This window comes from Pseudomonas sp. B6002 (genome assembly GCF_013385985.1).
GTDB lineage: Bacteria > Pseudomonadota > Gammaproteobacteria > Pseudomonadales > Pseudomonadaceae > Aquipseudomonas.
Map to the genome: position 1 here is coordinate 20,578 of NZ_JACAOY010000036.1, position 20,014 is coordinate 40,591.

At 56.3% G+C, this 20,014-nt stretch carries 31 protein-coding genes; 30 read left to right on the forward strand and 1 reads right to left on the reverse strand.

What is annotated here, in order from left to right; all coding sequences use genetic code 11:
- The first annotated feature begins 6 nt into the window (after positions 1-6).
- From rplD to bfr, 28 genes are all read left to right on the forward strand, one after another.
- Positions 7-609, forward strand: a complete 603-nt coding sequence (rplD, locus tag HX792_RS28805) for a 50S ribosomal protein L4 (protein ID WP_003176424.1) — start codon at positions 7-9, stop codon at positions 607-609.
- The gene (rplW, locus tag HX792_RS28810; RefSeq protein ID WP_002555488.1) at positions 606-905 is read left to right on the forward strand and encodes a 50S ribosomal protein L23; all 300 of its coding nucleotides are present in this window, start codon (positions 606-608) and stop codon (positions 903-905) included. Before rplD ends, rplW begins: the two co-directional genes overlap by 4 nt.
- 14 nt (positions 906-919) lie before the next feature.
- Positions 920-1,744 carry a 50S ribosomal protein L2 gene (gene rplB, locus HX792_RS28815; RefSeq protein WP_003186055.1) on the forward strand — a complete coding sequence of 275 codons (825 nt, stop codon included), beginning with the start codon at positions 920-922 and terminating at the stop codon, positions 1,742-1,744.
- A gap of 16 nt (positions 1,745-1,760) precedes the next feature.
- On the forward strand, positions 1,761-2,036 hold the full coding sequence (gene rpsS, locus HX792_RS28820) for a 30S ribosomal protein S19 (protein ID WP_002555486.1): 276 nt from the start codon (positions 1,761-1,763) through the stop codon (positions 2,034-2,036).
- Positions 2,037-2,047: 11 nt separating this feature from the next.
- Entirely contained in the window at positions 2,048-2,380 is a 333-nt protein-coding gene (gene rplV / locus HX792_RS28825; protein WP_003103908.1) for a 50S ribosomal protein L22, read from the forward strand.
- 13 nt (positions 2,381-2,393) lie between these two features.
- Entirely contained in the window at positions 2,394-3,080 is a 687-nt protein-coding gene (gene rpsC / locus HX792_RS28830; RefSeq protein ID WP_003176422.1) for a 30S ribosomal protein S3, read from the forward strand.
- A gap of 12 nt (positions 3,081-3,092) precedes the next feature.
- On the forward strand, positions 3,093-3,506 hold the full coding sequence (gene rplP, locus HX792_RS28835; protein WP_003176421.1) for a 50S ribosomal protein L16: 414 nt from the start codon (positions 3,093-3,095) through the stop codon (positions 3,504-3,506).
- Positions 3,506-3,697, forward strand: a complete 192-nt coding sequence (gene rpmC / locus HX792_RS28840) for a 50S ribosomal protein L29 (RefSeq protein WP_002555481.1) — start codon at positions 3,506-3,508, stop codon at positions 3,695-3,697. The genes rplP and rpmC overlap by 1 nt, the downstream gene beginning before the upstream one ends.
- A gap of 2 nt (positions 3,698-3,699) precedes the next feature.
- Positions 3,700-3,966 carry a 30S ribosomal protein S17 gene (gene rpsQ / locus HX792_RS28845; RefSeq protein ID WP_003176419.1) on the forward strand — a complete coding sequence of 89 codons (267 nt, stop codon included), beginning with the start codon at positions 3,700-3,702 and terminating at the stop codon, positions 3,964-3,966.
- Positions 3,967-3,989: 23 nt separating this feature from the next.
- Positions 3,990-4,358 (forward strand): 50S ribosomal protein L14, encoded by a 369-nt coding sequence (gene rplN, locus HX792_RS28850; protein ID WP_002555479.1) that lies wholly within the window; start codon positions 3,990-3,992, stop codon positions 4,356-4,358.
- A gap of 11 nt (positions 4,359-4,369) precedes the next feature.
- Positions 4,370-4,684 carry a 50S ribosomal protein L24 gene (rplX, locus tag HX792_RS28855; RefSeq protein ID WP_007896770.1) on the forward strand — a complete coding sequence of 105 codons (315 nt, stop codon included), beginning with the start codon at positions 4,370-4,372 and terminating at the stop codon, positions 4,682-4,684.
- Positions 4,685-4,706: 22 nt separating this feature from the next.
- A complete protein-coding gene (gene rplE / locus HX792_RS28860) occupies positions 4,707-5,246 on the forward strand; it encodes a 50S ribosomal protein L5 (RefSeq protein ID WP_003194642.1) in 540 nt (179 codons plus the stop codon).
- 13 nt (positions 5,247-5,259) lie between these two features.
- Complete coding sequence (gene rpsN / locus HX792_RS28865) at positions 5,260-5,565, forward strand: 30S ribosomal protein S14 (protein ID WP_003176414.1); 306 nt, start codon at positions 5,260-5,262, stop codon at positions 5,563-5,565.
- A gap of 208 nt (positions 5,566-5,773) precedes the next feature.
- The gene (rpsH, locus tag HX792_RS28870; RefSeq protein WP_010206883.1) at positions 5,774-6,166 is read left to right on the forward strand and encodes a 30S ribosomal protein S8; all 393 of its coding nucleotides are present in this window, start codon (positions 5,774-5,776) and stop codon (positions 6,164-6,166) included.
- A 12-nt stretch (positions 6,167-6,178) separates the two neighbouring features.
- Positions 6,179-6,712: a 50S ribosomal protein L6 gene (gene rplF, locus HX792_RS28875; RefSeq protein ID WP_003176412.1), complete on the forward strand. Its 534-nt coding sequence runs from the start codon at positions 6,179-6,181 to the stop codon at positions 6,710-6,712.
- A 10-nt stretch (positions 6,713-6,722) separates the two neighbouring features.
- Positions 6,723-7,073 (forward strand): 50S ribosomal protein L18, encoded by a 351-nt coding sequence (rplR, locus tag HX792_RS28880; RefSeq protein WP_003186037.1) that lies wholly within the window; start codon positions 6,723-6,725, stop codon positions 7,071-7,073.
- A gap of 3 nt (positions 7,074-7,076) precedes the next feature.
- Positions 7,077-7,577, forward strand: a complete 501-nt coding sequence (gene rpsE, locus HX792_RS28885) for a 30S ribosomal protein S5 (protein WP_003176409.1) — start codon at positions 7,077-7,079, stop codon at positions 7,575-7,577.
- A gap of 2 nt (positions 7,578-7,579) precedes the next feature.
- Positions 7,580-7,756, forward strand: coding sequence for a 50S ribosomal protein L30 (rpmD, locus tag HX792_RS28890; protein WP_003176408.1), 177 nt, complete (start codon positions 7,580-7,582; stop codon positions 7,754-7,756).
- Positions 7,757-7,759: 3 nt separating this feature from the next.
- On the forward strand, positions 7,760-8,197 hold the full coding sequence (gene rplO / locus HX792_RS28895) for a 50S ribosomal protein L15 (RefSeq protein ID WP_176999252.1): 438 nt from the start codon (positions 7,760-7,762) through the stop codon (positions 8,195-8,197).
- Positions 8,198-9,526 carry a preprotein translocase subunit SecY gene (secY, locus tag HX792_RS28900; RefSeq protein ID WP_071485371.1) on the forward strand — a complete coding sequence of 443 codons (1,329 nt, stop codon included), beginning with the start codon at positions 8,198-8,200 and terminating at the stop codon, positions 9,524-9,526.
- A gap of 27 nt (positions 9,527-9,553) precedes the next feature.
- Positions 9,554-9,670, forward strand: coding sequence for a 50S ribosomal protein L36 (rpmJ, locus tag HX792_RS28905; protein ID WP_002555468.1), 117 nt, complete (start codon positions 9,554-9,556; stop codon positions 9,668-9,670).
- 129 nt (positions 9,671-9,799) lie between these two features.
- Complete coding sequence (gene rpsM, locus HX792_RS28910) at positions 9,800-10,156, forward strand: 30S ribosomal protein S13 (RefSeq protein ID WP_003194635.1); 357 nt, start codon at positions 9,800-9,802, stop codon at positions 10,154-10,156.
- Positions 10,157-10,186: 30 nt separating this feature from the next.
- Entirely contained in the window at positions 10,187-10,576 is a 390-nt protein-coding gene (gene rpsK / locus HX792_RS28915; protein ID WP_002555466.1) for a 30S ribosomal protein S11, read from the forward strand.
- A gap of 18 nt (positions 10,577-10,594) precedes the next feature.
- Complete coding sequence (gene rpsD, locus HX792_RS28920) at positions 10,595-11,215, forward strand: 30S ribosomal protein S4 (protein ID WP_003176404.1); 621 nt, start codon at positions 10,595-10,597, stop codon at positions 11,213-11,215.
- Between the two features lie 22 nt (positions 11,216-11,237).
- A complete protein-coding gene (gene rpoA, locus HX792_RS28925; protein ID WP_003176403.1) occupies positions 11,238-12,239 on the forward strand; it encodes a DNA-directed RNA polymerase subunit alpha in 1,002 nt (333 codons plus the stop codon).
- 41 nt (positions 12,240-12,280) lie between these two features.
- Entirely contained in the window at positions 12,281-12,667 is a 387-nt protein-coding gene (gene rplQ / locus HX792_RS28930; RefSeq protein ID WP_003176402.1) for a 50S ribosomal protein L17, read from the forward strand.
- A 238-nt stretch (positions 12,668-12,905) separates the two neighbouring features.
- A complete protein-coding gene (locus HX792_RS28935) occupies positions 12,906-14,354 on the forward strand; it encodes a catalase (RefSeq protein WP_176999253.1) in 1,449 nt (482 codons plus the stop codon).
- 155 nt (positions 14,355-14,509) lie between these two features.
- The gene (gene bfr / locus HX792_RS28940; protein WP_176999254.1) at positions 14,510-14,974 is read left to right on the forward strand and encodes a bacterioferritin; all 465 of its coding nucleotides are present in this window, start codon (positions 14,510-14,512) and stop codon (positions 14,972-14,974) included.
- Positions 14,975-15,038: 64 nt separating this feature from the next.
- On the opposite strand, the gene uvrA is transcribed toward bfr, so the two are convergent.
- On the reverse strand, positions 15,039-17,873 hold the full coding sequence (gene uvrA / locus HX792_RS28945) for an excinuclease ABC subunit UvrA (protein WP_176999255.1): 2,835 nt from the start codon (positions 17,871-17,873) through the stop codon (positions 15,039-15,041).
- A gap of 178 nt (positions 17,874-18,051) precedes the next feature.
- Between uvrA and HX792_RS28950 the strand changes: the two genes are divergently transcribed.
- Together HX792_RS28950 and HX792_RS28955 are read left to right on the forward strand one after the other, a co-directional pair.
- Positions 18,052-19,446: an MFS transporter gene (locus HX792_RS28950; protein ID WP_176999256.1), complete on the forward strand. Its 1,395-nt coding sequence runs from the start codon at positions 18,052-18,054 to the stop codon at positions 19,444-19,446.
- Between the two features lie 9 nt (positions 19,447-19,455).
- Positions 19,456-19,971 (forward strand): single-stranded DNA-binding protein, encoded by a 516-nt coding sequence (locus HX792_RS28955; protein WP_003232445.1) that lies wholly within the window; start codon positions 19,456-19,458, stop codon positions 19,969-19,971.
- Positions 19,972-20,014: the final 43 nt, after the last annotated feature.

Genomic DNA, 20,014 nt, shown 5'->3' on the forward strand with positions numbered 1-20,014 from the left:
GCTGACATGCAATTAAACGTAAATGACGCTCAAGCGATCGAAGTTTCCGAACTGACGTTTGGCGGCGAGTTCAACGAGACGCTGGTTCACCAAGCAGTCGTGGCCTACATGGCCGGCGGCCGTCAAGGTAGCAAGCAGCAAAAGACCCGTTCCGACGTTCGTGGTGGCGGTAAGCGCCCTTGGCGTCAGAAAGGTACTGGCCGTGCTCGTGCTGGTACTATCCGTAGCCCAATCTGGCGCGGCGGCGGTACCACTTTCGCAGCTCGTCCTCAGGATCACTCGCAGAAGCTCAACAAGAAGATGTACCGCGCAGCTCTGCGCTCCATCCTTGCTGAACTCGTGCGTACCGACCGTCTGGTCGTGGTTCAGGACTTCGCTGTTGAAAGCCCGAAAACCAAAGACCTGCTGGGCAAACTGAACAACATGAGCCTGACCGACGTTTTGATCGTGTCGGAAGCTGTTGATCAGAACCTGTACCTGGCTGCTCGCAACCTGCCACACGTTGATGTACGTGACGTGCAAGGTTCCGATCCAGTTAGTCTGATCGCATACGACAAGGTGTTGATCACCGTGTCGGCCGTGAAGAAATTCGAGGAGCTGCTGGGATGAACCAGGAACGCGTATTTAAAGTTCTGCTTGGCCCGCACGTTTCCGAAAAGGCTACGGTTCTGGCTGACAAGAAAGGCCAGTTCGTTTTCAAGGTTGCAACTGACGCAACCAAGCTGGAAATCAAGAAGGCCGTCGAAAGCCTGTTCAGCGTGAAAGTTGAGCGTGTTACTACCCTGAATGTTCTGGGTAAGAGCAAGCGCACTGCTCGCGGTCTGGGCAAGCGTAATGACTGGAAGAAGGCAGTTATCTCCCTTCAGCCAGGCCAAGATCTCGATTTCAGCAGCAGTGCTGAGTAAGGAAGGGGTGCATCATGGCAATCGTTAAATGCAAACCGACTTCCCCTGGCCGCCGTTTTGTGGTCAAGGTGGTCAACCAGGAGCTGCATAAAGGCGCTCCTCACGCACCGCTGCTCGAGAAGAAATCGAAGTCTGGTGGTCGTAACAACAATGGTCGTATTACCACTCGTCACATCGGTGGTGGCCATAAGCAGCATTATCGTCTGGTCGACTTCCGTCGCAACGACAAAGATGGCATCGCTGCCACTGTCGAGCGTATCGAATACGATCCAAACCGTACTGCTCACATCGCTCTGCTGCTGTACGCAGATGGCGAGCGTCGCTACATCATCGCCCCTAAAGGCGTGAGCGCTGGCGACCAGCTGATCGCAGGTGCTTTGGCACCGATCAAGCCGGGCAACGCTCTGCAACTGCGTAACATTCCAGTTGGTAGCACCGTACACGGCATCGAATTGAAGCCAGGTAAAGGCGCACAGATCGCTCGTTCCGCTGGTGCTTCGGCTCAGCTGATCGCTCGTGAAGGTGTCTACGTGACCCTGCGTCTGCGTTCTGGTGAGATGCGTAAAGTGCTGGCTGAGTGCCGCGCGACCCTGGGCGAAGTCTCGAACTCCGAGCACAGCCTGCGTTCGCTGGGTAAAGCTGGTGCCAAACGCTGGCGTGGCGTTCGCCCAACCGTTCGTGGTGTTGCCATGAACCCGGTTGACCACCCACACGGTGGTGGTGAAGGTCGTACCTCTGGTGGTCGTCATCCGGTATCGCCATGGGGCTTCCCGACTAAGGGCGCGAAGACTCGTGGTAATAAGCGTACCGACAAAATGATCGTCCGTCGTCGCAAGTAAATAGAGGGATACGACAGTGCCACGTTCTCTGAAAAAAGGTCCTTTTATTGATCTTCACCTACTGAAGAAGATCGAAGTGGCGGCGGAAAAGAACGATCGCAAACCAGTTAAGACCTGGTCGCGTCGTTCGATGATCCTGCCACAAATGGTCGGTCTGACCATCGCAGTACACAACGGTCGTCAACACGTCCCAGTTCTCGTTAACGAAGACATGGTCGGCCACAAACTGGGCGAGTTTGCCGGTACCCGCACTTATCGTGGGCACGTGGCAGACAAGAAAGCCAAGCGTTAAGGGGTAAGGAAATGGAAGTAGCCGCTAAGTTGTCGGGCGCTCGAATCTCCGCCCAGAAAGCCCGCTTGGTCGCCGACCAGATCCGCGGGAAGAAGGTGGGCGAAGCGCTCAACCTGTTGGCTTTCAGCAGTAAGAAAGCCGCCGAGATCATGAAGAAAGTGCTGGAGTCGGCCGTAGCCAACGCCGAGCATAACGAAGGCGCAGACGTTGATGACCTGAAGGTCAGCACCGTTTTCGTCAACGAAGGGCGTTCGCTGAAGCGCATCATGCCACGTGCCAAAGGCCGTGCTGATCGCATCGTCAAGCGGTCTTGCCATATCACTGTCAAGGTTGCTGACAAGTAACGGAGTCGAAGAGATGGGTCAGAAAGTACATCCCATTGGCATTCGCCTGGGAATCGTCAAGGAGCACACCTCCGTCTGGTACGCAGACGGTCGGACTTATGCGGACTACTTGTTCGCTGATCTGAAGGTGCGTGAGTATCTCCAAGACAAACTAAAAAGCGCGTCCGTAAGCCGTATCGATATCCATCGTCCGGCCCAAACTGCACGTATCACCATCCACACCGCTCGTCCAGGTATCGTTATCGGGAAGAAAGGTGAAGATGTTGAGAAACTGCGTCAGGACCTGACCAAGCAAATGGGTGTGCCTGTGCACATCAATATCGAAGAGATCCGCAAGCCGGAGCTCGACGGTATGCTGGTTGCGCAGAGCGTAGCTCAGCAGCTGGAGCGTCGCGTAATGTTCCGTCGCGCTATGAAGCGTGCCGTACAGAACGCCATGCGCATTGGTGCCAAAGGCATCAAAATCCAAGTGAGCGGTCGTCTCGGCGGTGCTGAAATCGCACGTACTGAATGGTATCGCGAAGGTCGTGTGCCACTGCACACCCTGCGTGCCGACATCGACTATGCCAACTACGAAGCTCACACCACTTACGGTGTGATCGGTGTAAAGGTTTGGATCTTCAAAGGCGAAGTAATTGGTGGTCGCCAAGAAGAACTGAAACCACAAGCACCAGCGCCTCGTAAAAAAGCTGCTAAGTAAGGGGTACGCCAAATGTTGCAACCTAAGCGTACGAAGTTCCGCAAGCAGATGACAGGCCACAACCGTGGTCTGGCTCAGCGCGGTAGCAAAGTCAGCTTCGGCGAGTTCGCGCTGAAGTCTGTAGCTCGTGGTCGTCTCACCGCTCGTCAGATCGAGTCAGCGCGTCGTGCTCTGACCCGTCACGTAAAACGTGGTGGCAAGATCTGGATCCGTGTATTCCCGGACAAGCCGATCTCCAAAAAACCTCTCGAGGTTCGGATGGGTAAAGGTAAGGGTAACGTGGAATACTGGGTAGCCCAGATTCAGCCAGGCAAAGTCCTGTATGAAATCGAGGGTGTTTCTGAAGAGCTGGCGCGTGAGGCTTTCGCCCTGGCTGCTGCAAAGCTGCCGCTCGCCACCTCCTTTGTTAAACGGACGGTGATGTGATGAAAGCGAATGAACTTCGTGAAAAATCCGCACAGCAGCTGAACGAGCAACTGCTCGGCCTGCTGCGCGACCAGTTCAATCTGCGTATGCAGAAAGCAACTGGCCAGTTGGGGCAGTCTCATCTGCTCTCGCAAGTTAAGCGTGACATCGCTCGCGTGAAGACTGTGCTCAACCAGCAGGCAGGTAAGTGATCATGGCTGAAGCCGAAAAGACTGTCCGTACGCTGACTGGCCGTGTTGTCAGCGACAAGATGGACAAAACCATCACCGTTCTGATCGAGCGTCGCGTTAAGCACCCGATCTACGGTAAATATGTTAAGCGTTCGACTAAGCTGCACGCGCACGACGAAACCAACCAGTGCCACATCGGCGACAAAGTCACTATTCGTGAAACTCGTCCGCTGGCCAAGACCAAGTCTTGGGCGCTGGTTGATGTTCTCGAACGCGCTGTGGAAGTCTAAGGACTAGGGGTCGGAGAAATTATATGATTCAGACTCAATCCATGCTCGATGTGGCCGATAACAGCGGCGCTCGCCGTGTTATGTGCATCAAGGTGCTGGGTGGCTCCCATCGTCGTTACGCTGGTATCGGTGACATCATCAAAGTTACCGTGAAGGAAGCAATTCCTCGCGGTAAAGTGAAAAAAGGCCAAGTGATGACTGCTGTTGTAGTCCGCACTCGTCACGGCGTACGCCGTGCAGATGGCTCCATTATCCGCTTTGATGGCAACGCTGCTGTTCTTCTGAACAACAAGCAAGAGCCGATCGGCACCCGTATCTTTGGGCCAGTGACCCGTGAACTTCGTACTGAGAAGTTCATGAAGATCGTCTCGCTCGCCCCAGAAGTGCTGTAAGGAGATCCGACATGCAAAAGATTCGTCGTGACGACGAGATCATCGTGATCGCCGGCAAAGACAAAGGTAAGCGCGGTAAGGTGCTGAAGGTTCTCGCTGACGACCGTCTGGTCGTTGGTGGTCTGAACCTGGTCAAGCGTCATACCAAGCCTAACCCGATGTCGGGCGTACAGGGCGGTATCGTCGAGAAAGAAGCGCCACTGCACGCTTCTAACGTCGCCATCTTCAACGGCGAAACCAACAAGGCTGACCGCGTTGGTTTCAAAGTAGAAGACGGTAAGAAAATTCGTGTCTTCAAGTCGACCCAAAAAGCGGTTGATGCTTGAACACTGCTAGGTAGATAAGACCATGGCACGACTACAAGAGATTTACCGGAAGGAAATCGCCCCCAAGCTTAAGGAAGAACTTAAGCTCGGGAACGTGATGGAAGTTCCGCGCGTCACCAAAATCACCCTGAACATGGGTCTGGGCGAAGCGATCGGCGACAAAAAAGTCATCGAGCACGCTGTTGCTGACCTGGAAAAGATCACCGGCCAGAAAGTCGTTGTGACCTACGCTCGGAAATCCATCGCAGGCTTTAAAGTCCGCGAAGGTTGGCCGATCGGCGTCAAAGTGACCCTGCGCCGTGAGCGTATGTACGAGTTCCTGGATCGTCTGCTGTCGATCTCCCTGCCTCGGGTTCGCGACTTCCGCGGCCTGAATGCCAAGTCCTTCGATGGTCGTGGTAACTACAGCATGGGCGTGAAAGAGCAGATCATCTTCCCGGAAATCGACTACGACAAGATCGATGCTCTCCGCGGTCTGGACATCACCCTGACCACCACTGCCAAGAACGATGATGAAGGTCGCGCCCTGTTGCGTGCTTTCAAATTCCCGTTCCGCAACTGATTGGAGTAGGACCATGGCCAAGATGAGCATGAAAAACCGCGAGCTGAAGCGTCAGCTCACGGTTGCCAAGTACGCCAAGAAGCGTGCAGCACTGAAAGCAATCATCGTTGATCTGAACGCAAGTCCAGAAGCGCGTTGGGAAGCTACAGTTGCTCTGCAGAAGCAGCCACGTGACGCAAGCGCTTCGCGCATGCGTAACCGCTGCCGCCTGACCGGTCGTCCACACGGCGTTTACCGCAAGTTCGGCCTCGGCCGTAACAAACTGCGTGAAGCGGCAATGCGTGGTGACGTACCAGGTCTGGTTAAAGCCAGCTGGTAAGTACTTTCGAAGTCCAGGTGGTTGGCGTCGCAAGATAGCGACCACCGGTGACCTTGAATCTGGAACAAGCCCCTTTTGGGGCTTGTTTCATTTCCGGAGTGTGTCTAGAATACCCGGCTCGCCTGAGCCCGTGTTTTCTATGCCCGGAGATTCTCGGCGACATATGTAGCCGCAAGGCTAATTTTTTTGTATTAGGAGCGTCTAGCCCATGAGTATGCAGGACCCGTTAGCGGACATGCTAACTCGTATCCGTAATGCCCAGATGGCTGAAAAGTCCGTCGTAAGCATGCCATCTTCCAAGTTGAAGGTAGCTGTTGCCAAAGTCCTGAAAGACGAAGGCTACATTGCGGGTTATCAGATCAGCAGCGATGTAAAAGCACTGCTGTCCATCGAGCTGAAGTACTTCGAAGGCCGTTCGGTCATCGAGGAAGTGAAGCGCGTTAGCCGTCCAGGCCTGCGTCAGTACAAGTCCGCTGAAGATCTGCCGAAAGTTCGTGGCGGTCTGGGCGTGTCTATCGTCTCCACCAACAAAGGTGTGATGACGGATCGTGCTGCGCGCGCTGCCGGTGTCGGCGGCGAAGTTCTTTGCACTGTGTTCTAAGGGGGGATAAGCATGTCTCGCGTCGCTAAGAACCCCGTTAAGCTGCCAGCCGGTGTCGAAGTCAAATTCGCAGGCCAACAGCTTTCGGTGAAGGGTGCCAAGGGTACTCTTGAACTGAACATCCATTCGTCCGTTGAGATCGTTGAAGAAGCTGGTGAGCTGCGTTTCGCTGCTCGCAATGGCGATCAACAAACTCGCGCAATGGCCGGTACCACGCGTGCGTTGGTAAACAACATGGTCCAAGGCGTAAGCCAAGGCTTCGAGCGTAAGCTCCAGCTGGTCGGTGTTGGTTACAAAGCGCAAGCAAAAGGCACGGTTTTGAACCTGGCCCTTGGCTTCTCGCACCCAGTGGATTACGAACTGCCGGAAGGCATCACCGCTGAGACTCCTAGCCAGACCGATATCCTGATCAAGGGCATCGACAAGCAACTGGTAGGTCAAGTGGCTGCTGAGATCCGCGACTTCCGTCCACCAGAGCCGTACAAAGGCAAAGGTGTGCGCTACGCGGACGAAGTCGTCCGTCGTAAAGAAGCCAAGAAGAAGTAGGGCATAGCAAATGACCGACAAAAAAGTTACTCGACTGCGTCGCGCTCGCAAAGCACGCCTGAAAATGCACGAACTCGAAGTCGTGCGTCTCTGCGTGTTCCGCTCGTCGCAGCACATCTACGCCCAGGTCATCTCGGCCGACGGCAACAAGGTCCTGGCAAGCGCCTCGACTTTGGATAAAGAACTGCGTGATGGTGCCACTGGCAACATCGACGCGGCCACAAAGGTTGGCCAGCTGGTCGCTACGCGTGCTAAGGCCGCTGGCGTCTCGCAAGTGGCTTTCGACCGCTCTGGCTTCAAGTACCACGGCCGCGTGAAAGCGCTGGCTGATGCTGCTCGTGAAGCTGGGCTGGAGTTCTAAGTTATGTCAAATAACGACCAAAAGCGCGACGAAGGCTACATTGAGAAGCTGGTTCAAGTTAACCGCGTAGCCAAAACCGTTAAAGGCGGCCGTATCTTCACTTTCACCGCGTTGACCGTGGTAGGTGATGGTAAAGGGCGTGTTGGCTTCGGCCGTGGCAAGTCGCGTGAAGTGCCTGCTGCGATCCAGAAGGCAATGGAAGCTGCTCGTCGCAACATGATCCAAGTTGATCTGAACGGCACCACTCTGCAGTACGCAATGAAGTCCGCCCATGGCGCTTCGAAGGTGTACATGCAGCCTGCTTCTGAAGGTACCGGTATCATCGCTGGCGGCGCTATGCGTGCTGTCCTCGAAGTTGCTGGCGTTCAGAACGTTCTGGCCAAGTGCTACGGCTCGACTAACCCGGTAAACGTGGTTCACGCCACTTTCAAAGGTTTGAAAGCTATGCAGTCTCCTGAGTCCATCGCTGCCAAGCGTGGCCTGACTGTCAAGGAGATCTTCTGATCATGGCTACCGTTAAAGTAACGCTGATCAAAAGCATGACCGGCCGCATCCCTAACCACAAACTGTGTGTTAAAGGTTTGGGTCTGCGTCGCATCGGTCACACTGTAGAAGTCCAGGATACTCCCGAGAATCGCGGGATGATCAACAAGGCTTACTACATGCTGCGTGTAGAGGGTTAATCGATGAAACTCAATGATCTGAGTCCAGCGCCGGGTTCCCGTCGCGAAAAGCATCGTCCGGGCCGTGGTATCGGTAGCGGTTTGGGTAAGACTGGTGGCCGTGGCCACAAAGGTCAAACCTCCCGTTCCGGTGGCACCATTGCTCCAGGCTTTGAAGGCGGTCAACAGCCGCTGCATCGTCGCCTGCCTAAGTTCGGTTTCGTTTCCCTGAAAGCTATGGATCGCGCGGAAGTGCGTCTGTCCGAGCTGGCTAAAGTGGACGGCGACATCGTTACTCTGCAGACCCTGAAAGATGCCAACGTGATCAACGTCAACGTACAGCGTGTGAAAATCATGCTGTCCGGTGAAGTGACTCGCGCTGTCACTATCGGCAAGGGAATCGGCGCCACCAAAGGTGCGCGTTCGGCTATCGAAGCAGCTGGCGGCAAGTTCGAGGAATAAATGGCTAAGCAAGGTGCTCTCTCAGCGCTCGGCAAAGGCGGTATGTCTGAACTTTGGGCTCGTCTGCGTTTTCTGTTCCTGGCGATTATCGTCTACCGAATAGGCGCACACATCCCGGTTCCAGGTATCAACCCGGACCGACTCGCAGACCTGTTTCGACAGAATGAGGGGACCATTCTTAGCTTGTTCAACATGTTTTCCGGCGGCGCGCTGGAACGGATGAGCATTTTTGCACTGGGGATCATGCCGTACATTTCGGCATCGATCATCATGCAACTGATGACCGCCGTCAGCCCGCAGCTGGAGCAGTTGAAGAAGGAAGGTGAAGCTGGCCGTCGCAAGATTAGCCAGTACACCCGCTACGGCACTGTCATCCTCGCCTTGGTCCAGGCTATCGGCATGTCCGTTGGTCTGGCTGGGCAGGGTGTTGCGTTCACTGGTGACTTTGGCTTCTATTTCGTCGCGGTATCCACATTTGTGGCTGGTGCGATGTTCATGATGTGGCTGGGTGAGCAGATTACTGAGCGTGGTGTTGGCAACGGTATCTCGATGTTGATTTTCGCAGGTATCGTCGCCGGTCTTCCGAGAGCAATTGGGCAGTCTTTCGAGTCTGCACGTCAGGGTGATATCAATATCTTCGCTCTGGTTGCCATCGGTTTGCTGGCAGTAGCGATTATCGGTTTTGTGGTGTTCATTGAGCGTGGCCAGCGTCGTATTGCTGTTCACTACGCCAAGCGTCAGCAGGGCCGTAAGGTCTTTGCTGCGCAGACCAGCCACTTGCCGCTGAAAGTGAATATGGCCGGTGTTATTCCGGCAATTTTCGCGAGCAGCATTTTGCTGTTTCCGGCTTCGTTGGGTACCTGGTTTGGTCAGTCTGAAAATATGGGCTGGCTGCAGGACCTCTCTCAGTCGATCGCTCCTGGTCAGCCGTTGAATATTCTGCTGTTTAGTGCAGGGATTATTTTCTTCTGCTTCTTCTATACGGCGTTGATGTTCAATCCGAAAGACGTAGCGGAAAACCTGAAGAAGTCCGGTGCCTTTATTCCGGGCATCCGTCCAGGTGAGCAGTCTGCGCGCTACATTGATGGCGTTCTGACTCGTTTGACCCTGTTCGGTGCTCTATATATGACGGCCGTGTGCCTGCTGCCCCAGTTCCTGGTGGTTGCAGCAAACGTTCCGTTCTACCTTGGCGGGACCTCGTTGCTGATCGTGGTCGTGGTTGTGATGGACTTCATGTCCCAAGTACAATCGCACCTCGTTTCGCACCAGTACGAATCCCTGATGAAGAAAGCCAACCTGAAGGGTTACGGCAGCGGCATGTTGCGCTGAGTACCCATAAGGTTCGAGGAGTTGGTGATGAAAGTTCGTGCATCGGTGAAAAAGCTGTGCCGTAACTGCAAGATTATTCGCCGCGAAGGTGTTGTTCGAGTAATTTGCAGCGCGGAACCGCGTCACAAACAGCGCCAAGGCTGAGTGTGATCCGCTTGAAGCCCGGCAGCTAGTGCGCTGCCGGGTTGATTATTTGTTATTACAGCGATATTATCTCGCGCCCTATTTCTTGGCTTCCGGGGCGTAGGTAGCTGTCAATTGGAGTCCCACTGAATGGCCCGTATTGCAGGCGTTAACATTCCAGATAACAAGCACACTGTTATCTCGCTGACCTACATCTATGGTGTTGGTCGCACTACTGCGCAGAAAATTTGCGCAGTTGCTGGGGTAAACCCAGCCGCTAAGATCAAGGATCTGAGCGACGAGCAGATTGAACAGCTGCGTGGCGAAGTGGCGAAGTTCACCACTGAAGGTGACCTGCGTCGCGAAATCAACATGAAAATCAAGCGTTTGATGGACCTCGGTTGCTATCGCGGTCTGCGTCATCGTCGTGGTCTTCCAGTACGCGGTCAGCGTACCAAGACTAACGCGCGTACCCGTAAAGGTCCGCGTAAGCCGATCCGCAAGTAATCGCCCCAGCGAATCGACAGGAAAATTATCATGGCAAAACCTGCTGCTCGTCCTCGTAAAAAAGTTAAAAAGACAGTGGTTGATGGCATCGCCCACATCCATGCTTCTTTTAACAACACCATCGTGACCATCACCGACCGTCAAGGTAACGCGCTGTCTTGGGCTACCTCTGGTGGTTCGGGTTTCCGCGGTTCCCGCAAGTCCACCCCGTTTGCTGCTCAAGTAGCTGCTGAACGTGCTGGTCAAGCTGCGCTGGAATACGGCCTGAAAAACCTCGACGTTAACGTCAAGGGTCCAGGTCCAGGTCGTGAGTCCGCTGTCCGTGCTTTGAACGGCTGTGGCTATAAGATCGCCAGCATCACCGACGTGACGCCAATCCCGCACAACGGGTGCCGTCCGCCGAAGAAGCGCCGCGTGTAATCCAGGAGATTGTAAAGAATGGCTCGTTACATTGGTCCAAAATGCAAACTCGCTCGTCGCGAAGGCACCGATCTCTTCCTGAAGAGCGGCGTGCGCGCGATCGAATCGAAGTGCAACATTGAAGCAGCACCTGGTATCCACGGCCAACGCCGCGGTCGCCAGTCCGATTACGGCACCCAACTGCGTGAAAAGCAGAAGGTCCGTCGTATCTACGGCGTTCTCGAGCGTCAATTCAGCGGCTACTACAAAGAAGCTGCTGGCAAGAAAGGTGCAACCGGTGAAAACCTGCTGCAACTGCTCGAATGCCGTCTGGACAACGTTGTATACCGTATGGGCTTTGGTTCTACTCGTGCCGAATCCCGTCAGCTGGTATCGCACAAGTCGATCAGCGTTAACGGTCAGACCGTAAACGTTCCGTCCTACCAGGTTCGTGCTGGTGACGTGGTTGCAGTTCGCGAGAAAGCAAAAAACCAACTTCGCATTGTCCAAGCTCTCGATCTGTGTGCCCAACGTGGCCGCGTAGAATGGGTAGAAGTAGACACTGAGAAGAAGTCGGGCGTTTTCAAGAACGTTCCTGCTCGCAGTGATCTGTCCGCCGACATCAACGAAAGCCTGATTGTCGAGCTCTACTCCAAGTAAGGGCTAGAAAATAGGTGCATCCATGCAGATTTCGGTAAATGAGTTCCTGACACCCCGCCACATTGATGTGCAGGTTGTCAGTCCAACCCGCGCCAAGATCACGCTCGAGCCTCTCGAGCGTGGTTTTGGCCACACCCTGGGCAACGCGCTGCGCCGCATCCTGTTGTCCTCAATGCCCGGCTGTGCAGTAGTCGAGGCCGAGATTGACGGTGTGCTCCACGAGTACAGCGCCATCGAAGGTGTACAGGAAGACGTAATTGAAATCCTGTTGAACCTTAAAGGTCTGGCTATCAAGCTGCACGGCCGTGACGAAGTTACGCTGACCTTGTCGAAGAAGGGTTCGGGGGTGGTTACCGCTGCCGATATTCAGCTGGATCATGATGTCGAGATCGTTAACCCCGATCACGTAATCGCTAACCTGGCGTCTAACGGCGCCCTGAACATGAAGCTCACCGTAGCTCGTGGTCGTGGTTATGAACCGGCCGACTCGCGTCAGAGCGATGAAGACGAAAGCCGCAGCATTGGTCGCTTGCAGCTTGACTCTTCGTTCAGCCCGGTTCGCCGTATCGCATACGTGGTGGAAAACGCCCGTGTCGAACAGCGTACTAACCTGGACAAGCTGGTTATTGATCTGGAAACCAACGGTACTCTGGATCCTGAAGAGGCTATCCGCCGCGCTGCAACCATCCTGCAACAGCAGTTGGCTGCGTTCGTCGACCTCAAAGGTGACAGCGAACCAGTGGTAATCGAGCAGGAAGACGAGATCGATCCGATCCTGCTTCGCCCGGTTGACGATCTGGAACTGACTGTACGTTCGGCTAACTGCCTTAAGGCGGAAAACATTTACTACATCGGCGACCTGATTCAGCGTACCGAAGTAGAACTGTTGAAGACTCCGAACCTGGGCAAGAAATCCTTGACTGAAATCAAGGACGTTCTGGCCTCCCGCGGTCTGTCCCTCGGCATGCGCCTCGACAACTGGCCGCCTGCAAGTCTTAAGAAGGACGACAAGGCGACTGCCTGATCGTCGTAATCACCGAACGTGAGTTTGGTAAGGAATGAACCATGCGTCATCGTAAAAGTGGTCGTCACCTGAGCCGTACCAGCTCGCACCGCAAGGCCATGTTCCAAAACATGGCGGTGTCGCTGTTCGAGCACGAGCTGATCAAAACTACACTGCCGAAAGCTAAAGAACTGCGTCGCGTTGCTGAGCCGCTGATTACTTTGGCCAAGACAGACAGCCTGGCTAACCGCCGTCTGGCTTTCGACCGTACTCGTTCGAAAGCTATCGTTGGTAAGCTCTTCAACGACCTGGGCAAGCGTTACGCTACCCGTGAGGGTGGCTACCTGCGCATCCTCAAGTGCGGTTTCCGCGCTGGCGACAACGCGCCTATGGCGTACGTCGAGTTGGTTGATCGTGCTACTGCTGGCGAAGCTGTAAGCGCCGAGTAAGACGACAAGCTGTAACGAAGAACCGGGCCTAGTGCCCGGTTTTTTGTGCGCGTAATAAAAGTGCAGTGTGTTCAAAACTTCATGGGGAGTGCTTAACGCTATGGGTCAGCTAGAGTTTGGTAGAAATTTTCTATTGATGCCTACAATTTAATGAATTTGTAGACGTCATGTTGATGATCAATACTCCCTCCAAGCCGATTAGCCGGCAGTTCCAAGTCCGACCTGAGGGAAATTGAGCATGAGCCAGAATAAAATCCTTACTACCGCCAGCGGCGCCCCCGTTGCGGACAACCAGAATTCCCGTTCCGCCGGCCCACGCGGCCCGTTGCTGCTCGACGATTTTCACTTGATCGAGAAGCTCGCTCACTTCAACCGTGAGAATATTCCTGAGCGCCGTGTGCACGCCAAAGGTTCAGGCGCCTACGGTACTTTCACGGTCACCCAGGACATCACGAAATACACCAGCGCCAAGTTGTTCGAATCCGTTGGCAAGCAAACGCCGACCTTCCTGCGTTTCTCCACTGTAGGGGGCGAACGCGGTTCGGCTGATACCGAGCGCGATCCACGCGGTTTCGCCTTGAAGTTCTACACCGAAGAAGGTAACTGGGACATCGTGGGTAACAATACTCCGGTGTTTTTCATTCGTGACCCTCTCAAGTTCCCTGACTTCATCCACACCCAGAAACGCCTGCCGCAAAGCAACCTGAAAAGCGCGCAAATGATGTGGGACTTCTGGTCGCACTCCCCGGAGGCGCTGCACCAGGTCACCATTCTGTTTTCCGACCGTGGCATCCCTGATGGCTACCGTCACATGCACGGCTTCGGCAGCCACACTTACAGCCTGATTAACGCCAACGGCGAGCGTCACTGGGTGAAGTGGCACTACAAAACCAAGCAAGGCATCAAGAACCTGGCGCCTGCAGAAGCTGCACGCCTGGCCGGTACCGACCCTGATTACGCCCAGCGCGATCTGTTTGGTGCGATCGAGCGTGGTGATTTCCCGAAATGGCGCGTCTGCATTCAGATCATGACTGAGGCTCAGGCCAACGCTCACTACGAGAATCCGTTCGACGTAACCAAGACTTGGTCGCAGAAGGAATTCCCACTGATCGAAGTCGGTGAACTTGAGCTCAACCGCAATCCGCAGAACTACTTCGCTGAGGTGGAACAAGCAGCGTTCGGCCCAAGCAACATGGTTCCAGGTGTTGGTCTGTCGCCAGACCGCATGCTGCAGGGCCGCGTATTCGCCTACGCAGATGCGCACCGCTACCGTGTGGGCACCAACCACCAGCAATTGCCGGTGAACGCTTCACGTAGCCCAGTGAACAGCTACCAGCGCGACGGTTCGATGGCCTTCGGAAGCAACGGTGGCGCAGCGCCTAACTACGAGCCGAACAGCTACAGCGATGCACCGAAGCAAGCTCCTCAGTACGCGGAGCCAGCGCTGGCTCTGAATGGTGCTGCGGACCGTTACGATCACCGCGAAGACACGGACTACTACAGCCACGCCGGTGCGCTGTTCCGCCTGATGAATGACGAGCAGAAAGCATTGCTCGTCAACAACATCGCCGGCGCCATGGGCGGCGTCTCCAGTGATGTGGTCCAGCGCCAGTTGGGGCACTTCTACAAGGCAGACCCGGCTTATGGAGAAGCAATCGCAAAGGCATTGGGTGTATCGCTTAACTGACTCTAAACGATAAGCAGAACCGCCCTCATTTGGGCGGTTTTTGCGTTAAATCAGCTACTTTTCTCTGAAAATCTTCACTTTTCTGCCGTTGGTCTCGTGACCTCCGAGTCATCATGGTTCAAACTACAGACTTTCAAGCAGGGAGATGTAGGGCGATGCAAGGTCACCCCGACGTAATCGATTACCTCAACACGTTGCTGACGGGCGAACTGGCAGCGCGTGACCAATATTTCATCCATTCGCGCATGTACGAAGACTGGGGCTTTACCGAGCTCTACGAGCGTATCAATCACGAGATGGAAGAAGAGGCACAGCACGCCGACGCACTGATGCGCCGTATCCTCATGCTCGAGGGCACGCCGCGTATGCGTCCTGATGATCTGGATGTGGGCACCACGGTGCCTGACATGCTCGCTGCCGACCTGCGTCTTGAGTACAAGGTGCGAGCCGCACTCTGCAAGGGCATTGAGCTCTGCGAGAAGCACAGCGACTTCGTCACTCGTGAGATCCTGCGCGTGCAGTTGAACGACACCGAAGAAGATCACACCTACTGGCTGGAAAAGCAGCTGGGTCTGATCAAGCTGGTGGGCCTGGAGAATTACCTGCAATCGCAGTTCTGATTCCCGGCTACGAAAAAGCCCCTGTCACCGCAAAGTGACAGGGGCTTTTTATTGGGCCCGATAATCAGGCCCGGTCGCGTTCCAGCAGCGGCTTCAAGTAGTAACCAGTATGGGATTGCGGCATTTCGGAGACCTGCTCCGGCGTACCCACCGCGATGATCTGGCCACCCTTGGAGCCGCCTTCCGGCCCCAGGTCGACCAGCCAGTCGGCCGTCTTGATCACATCCAGGTTGTGCTCGATCACGACCACCGTGTTGCCGTGATCGCGCAGACGGTGCAGCACGTCCAGCAGTTGCTGGATGTCCGCGAAGTGCAGGCCGGTGGTCGGTTCATCGAGGATGTACAGGGTCTTGCCGGTATCGCGCTTGGACAGCTCACGGGACAGTTTCACCCGTTGTGCCTCACCACCAGACAACGTTGTCGCCGATTGCCCCAGCTTGATATACGACAAGCCTACGTCCATCAGCGTCTGCAGCTTGCGCGCCAACGCTGGAACGGCATCAAAGAACTCCCGGGCTTCCTCAATAGTCATCTCAAGGGTCTCGTGGATGCTCTTGCCCTTGTATTTGATCTCCAGGGTTTCGCGGTTGTAGCGCTTGCTCTTGCATACGTCGCACGGCACGTAGATGTCCGGCAGGAAGTGCATCTCCACCTTGATCAAGCCATCGCCCTGGCAGGCTTCGCAGCGGCCGCCCTTGACGTTGAACGAAAAACGACCTGGCCCGTAGCCCCGTGAGCGGGATTCCGGCACGCCCGCGAACAACTCGCGAATCGGCGTAAACAAGCCGGTGTAGGTCGCCGGGTTGGAGCGCGGTGTGCGGCCAATCGGGCTCTGGTCGATATCGACCACTTTGTCCAGGTGCTCCAGGCCCTTGATGCTGTCGTGTGCAGCCGCTTCCAGGGTGGTCGCGCCGTTCAAGGCAGTGGCGCTCAACGGGAACAGCGTGTTGTTGATCAGCGTCGACTTGCCCGAGCCGGAAACCCCGGTCACACACGTCAGCAGGCCCAGCGGAATCTCCAGGTCGACATTGCGCAGGTTATTGCCTCGCGCGCCCTTGAGGTGCAGCGCCAGCTTCTTGTTGCGCGGTGTACGCTTGGCCGGCACTTCAATTTTCACTCGGCCCGACAGGTATTTGCCGGTCAGCGAGTCGGGATGGGCCATGACCTCGGCCGGCGTGCCCTCGGCCACAATGTGCCCGCCGTGCACGCCCGCACCCGGGCCGATGTCGACCACGTAATCGGCCAGGCGAATTGCGTCTTCATCGTGCTCGACCACAATCACGGTGTTGCCGATATCGCGCAGGTGTTTCAACGTGCCCAACAGGCGGTCGTTGTCTCGCTGGTGCAAGCCAATCGATGGCTCGTCGAGGATGTACAACACGCCCACAAGGCCGGCGCCAATCTGGCTGGCCAGGCGAATCCGCTGGGCTTCGCCACCCGACAAGGTGTCGGCACTGCGATCCAGCGACAGGTAGTCCAGGCCAACGTTGACCAGGAACTGCAGCCGCTCGCGAATCTCCTTGAGGATCTTGTCGGCAATCTCTCCACGGCGTCCCGTCAGCTTGAGCACACCAAAGTACTCGCAGGCATCGCCGATCGGCAGGCTGGTGACAGCCGGCAAGGTCTTCTCACCGACCCACACATGGCGAGCCTCGCGACGCAGGCGCGTACCGCGGCAATCCGGGCAGGGCTGGGTGCTGAGAAACTTCGCCAATTCTTCACGCACGCTCGCCGATTCGGTCTCGCGGTAGCGGCGTTCCAGGTTCGGCACGATGCCTTCGAACGGGTGGGAGCGCTTGACGATGTCGCCACGGTCGTTCAGGTATTTGAAATCGACGTTCTGCGAACCGCTACCATGCAGGATGACTTTCTGCTGTTCGGCAGGCAGTTGGTTGAACGGCACTTCCAGGCTGAACTTGTAGTGGGCCGCCAACGACCCGAGCATCTGGAAGTAGTAGACGTTACGCCTGTCCCAGCCGCGTATCGCCCCCTCCGCCAACGTCAGTTCGCCATTGACCAGGCGCTTGATGTCGAAGAACTGCTTGACCCCCAGGCCATCGCAAGTCGGGCAGGCGCCGGCCGGGTTGTTGAAAGAAAACAACTTGGGTTCCAGCTCGCTGATGGCGTGGCCGCAGATCGGGCAGGCAAAACGAGCGGAGAAGATGATTTCTTCGCCCGGCTCGTCATCCATCGGCGCCACGAGGGCAATACCGTCCGCCAGCTTCAACGCGGTCTCAAACGATTCCGCCAGGCGCTGCTGCAAGTCAGCCCGCACCTTGAAGCGGTCCACCACCACGTCGATCGAATGCTTCTTCTGTTTGTCGAGCTTCGGCGCTTCATCCAGCTCATACAGCTTGCCGTTGATGCGTGCGCGTACAAAGCCCTGGGCGCGCAGCTCTTCGAAGACGGAGAGGTGTTCACCCTTGCGCTCGCGGATCACCGGCGCCAGCAACATCAGCTTGGCGCCTTCCGGCTGGGCCAGCACCAGGTCAACCATCTGGCTGACGGTCTGGGCTTCCAGGGGAATGTCGTGGTCGGGGCAGCGCGGAATACCGACTCGCGCATACAGCAGGCGCAGGTAGTCGTAGATTTCGGTGATGGTGCCCACGGTGGAGCGCGGGTTGTGGGAGGTCGATTTCTGCTCGATGGAGATCGCCGGCGACAGGCCTTCGATGGTATCGACGTCGGGTTTTTCCATCATCGACAGGAACTGGCGGGCATAGGCCGACAGCGATTCCACATAACGACGCTGGCCTTCGGCATACAGCGTGTCGAACGCCAGGGACGATTTGCCGGACCCGGACAAGCCGGTGATGACGATCAGTTTGTCCCGGGGCAGGGTCAGGTCGATGTTCTTCAGGTTGTGGGTTCTAGCCCCACGAATCAGGATCTTGTCCAAGATGGCCTCGCACGGCGGGCGTAAATAATGCTGGAGTATACGGCTAAAGACTGGATGAATATACACTGTCAAAACGCCGCTTGCAGCCTTACATGAAAGCTGCGCGGCAAAGCGCCGCATATACCCTCTCAATCGATGGGACTGGTAGAATCGCCGCCGGTTCACACGAGGTTTTTCCATGCACGATCCCCACAGCGAACGCATGAGTAGCGGCGAGACCCGAGCGGCAAGCGGTCTGGCCCTGGTGTTCGCCTTCCGTATGCTTGGCATGTTCATGGTGTTGCCGGTGCTGGCGACCTATGGGATGGACCTCGCAGGCGCGACCCCCGCATTGATCGGCCTGGCGATTGGCGCCTATGGCCTGACCCAGGCTATTTTCCAGATCCCCTTCGGGATCATTTCCGACCGTATCGGCCGCCGCCCGGTGATCTATCTGGGATTGATCGTCTTTGCCCTCGGCAGCGTGCTCGCCGCTCAGTCAGATTCTATTTGGGGCGTGATTGCCGGTCGCGTCCTGCAAGGTGCCGGCGCGATTTCTGCAGCGGTCATGGCGCTGCTGTCTGACCTCACCCGTGAACAACACCGCACCAAGGCCATGGCCATGATTGGCATGACCATCGGCCTGTCGTTTGCCGTGGCCATGGTGGTCGGCCCCTTGCTGACTCGCGCGTTCGGCTTGCACGGTCTGTTCCTCGCAACGGGTGGCATGGCGTTGTTCGGGATCGTGATCGTGGCCTTGATGGTGCCGCGTTCTACCGGCACCTTGCAGCACCGCGAGTCCGGTGTGGCGCGCAAGGCGTTGCTGCCGACGCTCAAGCATCCGGACCTGCTGCGCCTGGATTTAGGTATCTTCGTGTTGCACGCGATGCTGATGTGCAGCTTTGTCGCGCTGCCTCTGGCGCTGGTCGAAAAAGCCGGCCTGCCCAAGGAACAGCACTGGTGGGTCTACCTCACCGCGCTGCTGATTTCGTTCTTCGCCATGATCCCGTTCATCATCTATGGCGAGAAAAAACGCAAGATGAAACAAGTGCTGCTCGGCGCCGTCGCGACGCTGATGCTCACTGAGCTATTCTTCTGGCAGTTCGGCGACAGCCTGCGGGCGCTGGTGATCGGCACGGTGGTGTTCTTCACCGCGTTCAACCTGCTGGAAGCCTCGTTGCCTTCGCTGATCAGTAAAGTTTCACCGGCCGGTGGCAAGGGCACGGCGATGGGAGTGTATTCCACCAGCCAGTTCCTCGGTTCTGCGTTGGGCGGCATCATGGGTGGCTGGATGTTCCAGCATGGCGGTTTGTCGGTTGTCTTCCTGGGATGCGCCGGGCTGGCTGCACTTTGGTTAGCCTTTGCTGTTACCATGCGCGAACCGCCATACGTCACAAGCCTGCGCCTGCCTTTGTCGCCCGAAGCAATTCGTGAAGCCGGCCTGGTAGAGCGCCTTAAGGCCGTTGTTGGGGTAACAGATGCGGTAGTGATCGCCGAAGAAGCCGCCATCTACATCAAATTGGACACCGAATTATTGGATCGCGCGACGCTCGAGCAACTGGTCAACCCAGTGCCGACAGCGCGCCCAGCCTAGGAGAACGTTATGGCCCGTGGGGTTAACAAAGTCATATTGGTCGGTACTTGCGGCCAGGATCCCGAAGTTCGCTACTTGCCTAACGGTAACGCCGTGACCAACCTGAGTCTGGCGACCAGCGAACAGTGGACCGACAAGCAGACCGGCCAGAAGGTCGAGAAAACCGAATGGCACCGTGTGTCGATGTTCGGCAAGGTCGCCGAGATCGCCGGTGAATACCTGCGCAAAGGTTCGCAGGTCTACATCGAAGGCAAGCTGCAGACCCGCGAGTGGGAAAAAGACGGTATCAAGCGTTACACCACTGAAATCGTGGTCGACATGCAAGGCACCATGCAACTGCTGGGCGGCCGTCCACAGGGCGACCAACAGGGCCAGGGCGGTATGTCCAACTCGGCTCCACGTCCACAGCAGTCGCGTCCACAGCCAAGCCAGCAGCCACAGCGTGAGTCGCGTCCAGCGCCACAGCAGGCTGCTCCGCAACCGGCTCCGGATTTCGACAGCTTTGATGACGATATCCCGTTCTAAGGTCTGAGACCCGGAACACCAAAACCCCCGACCGCGAAAGCGC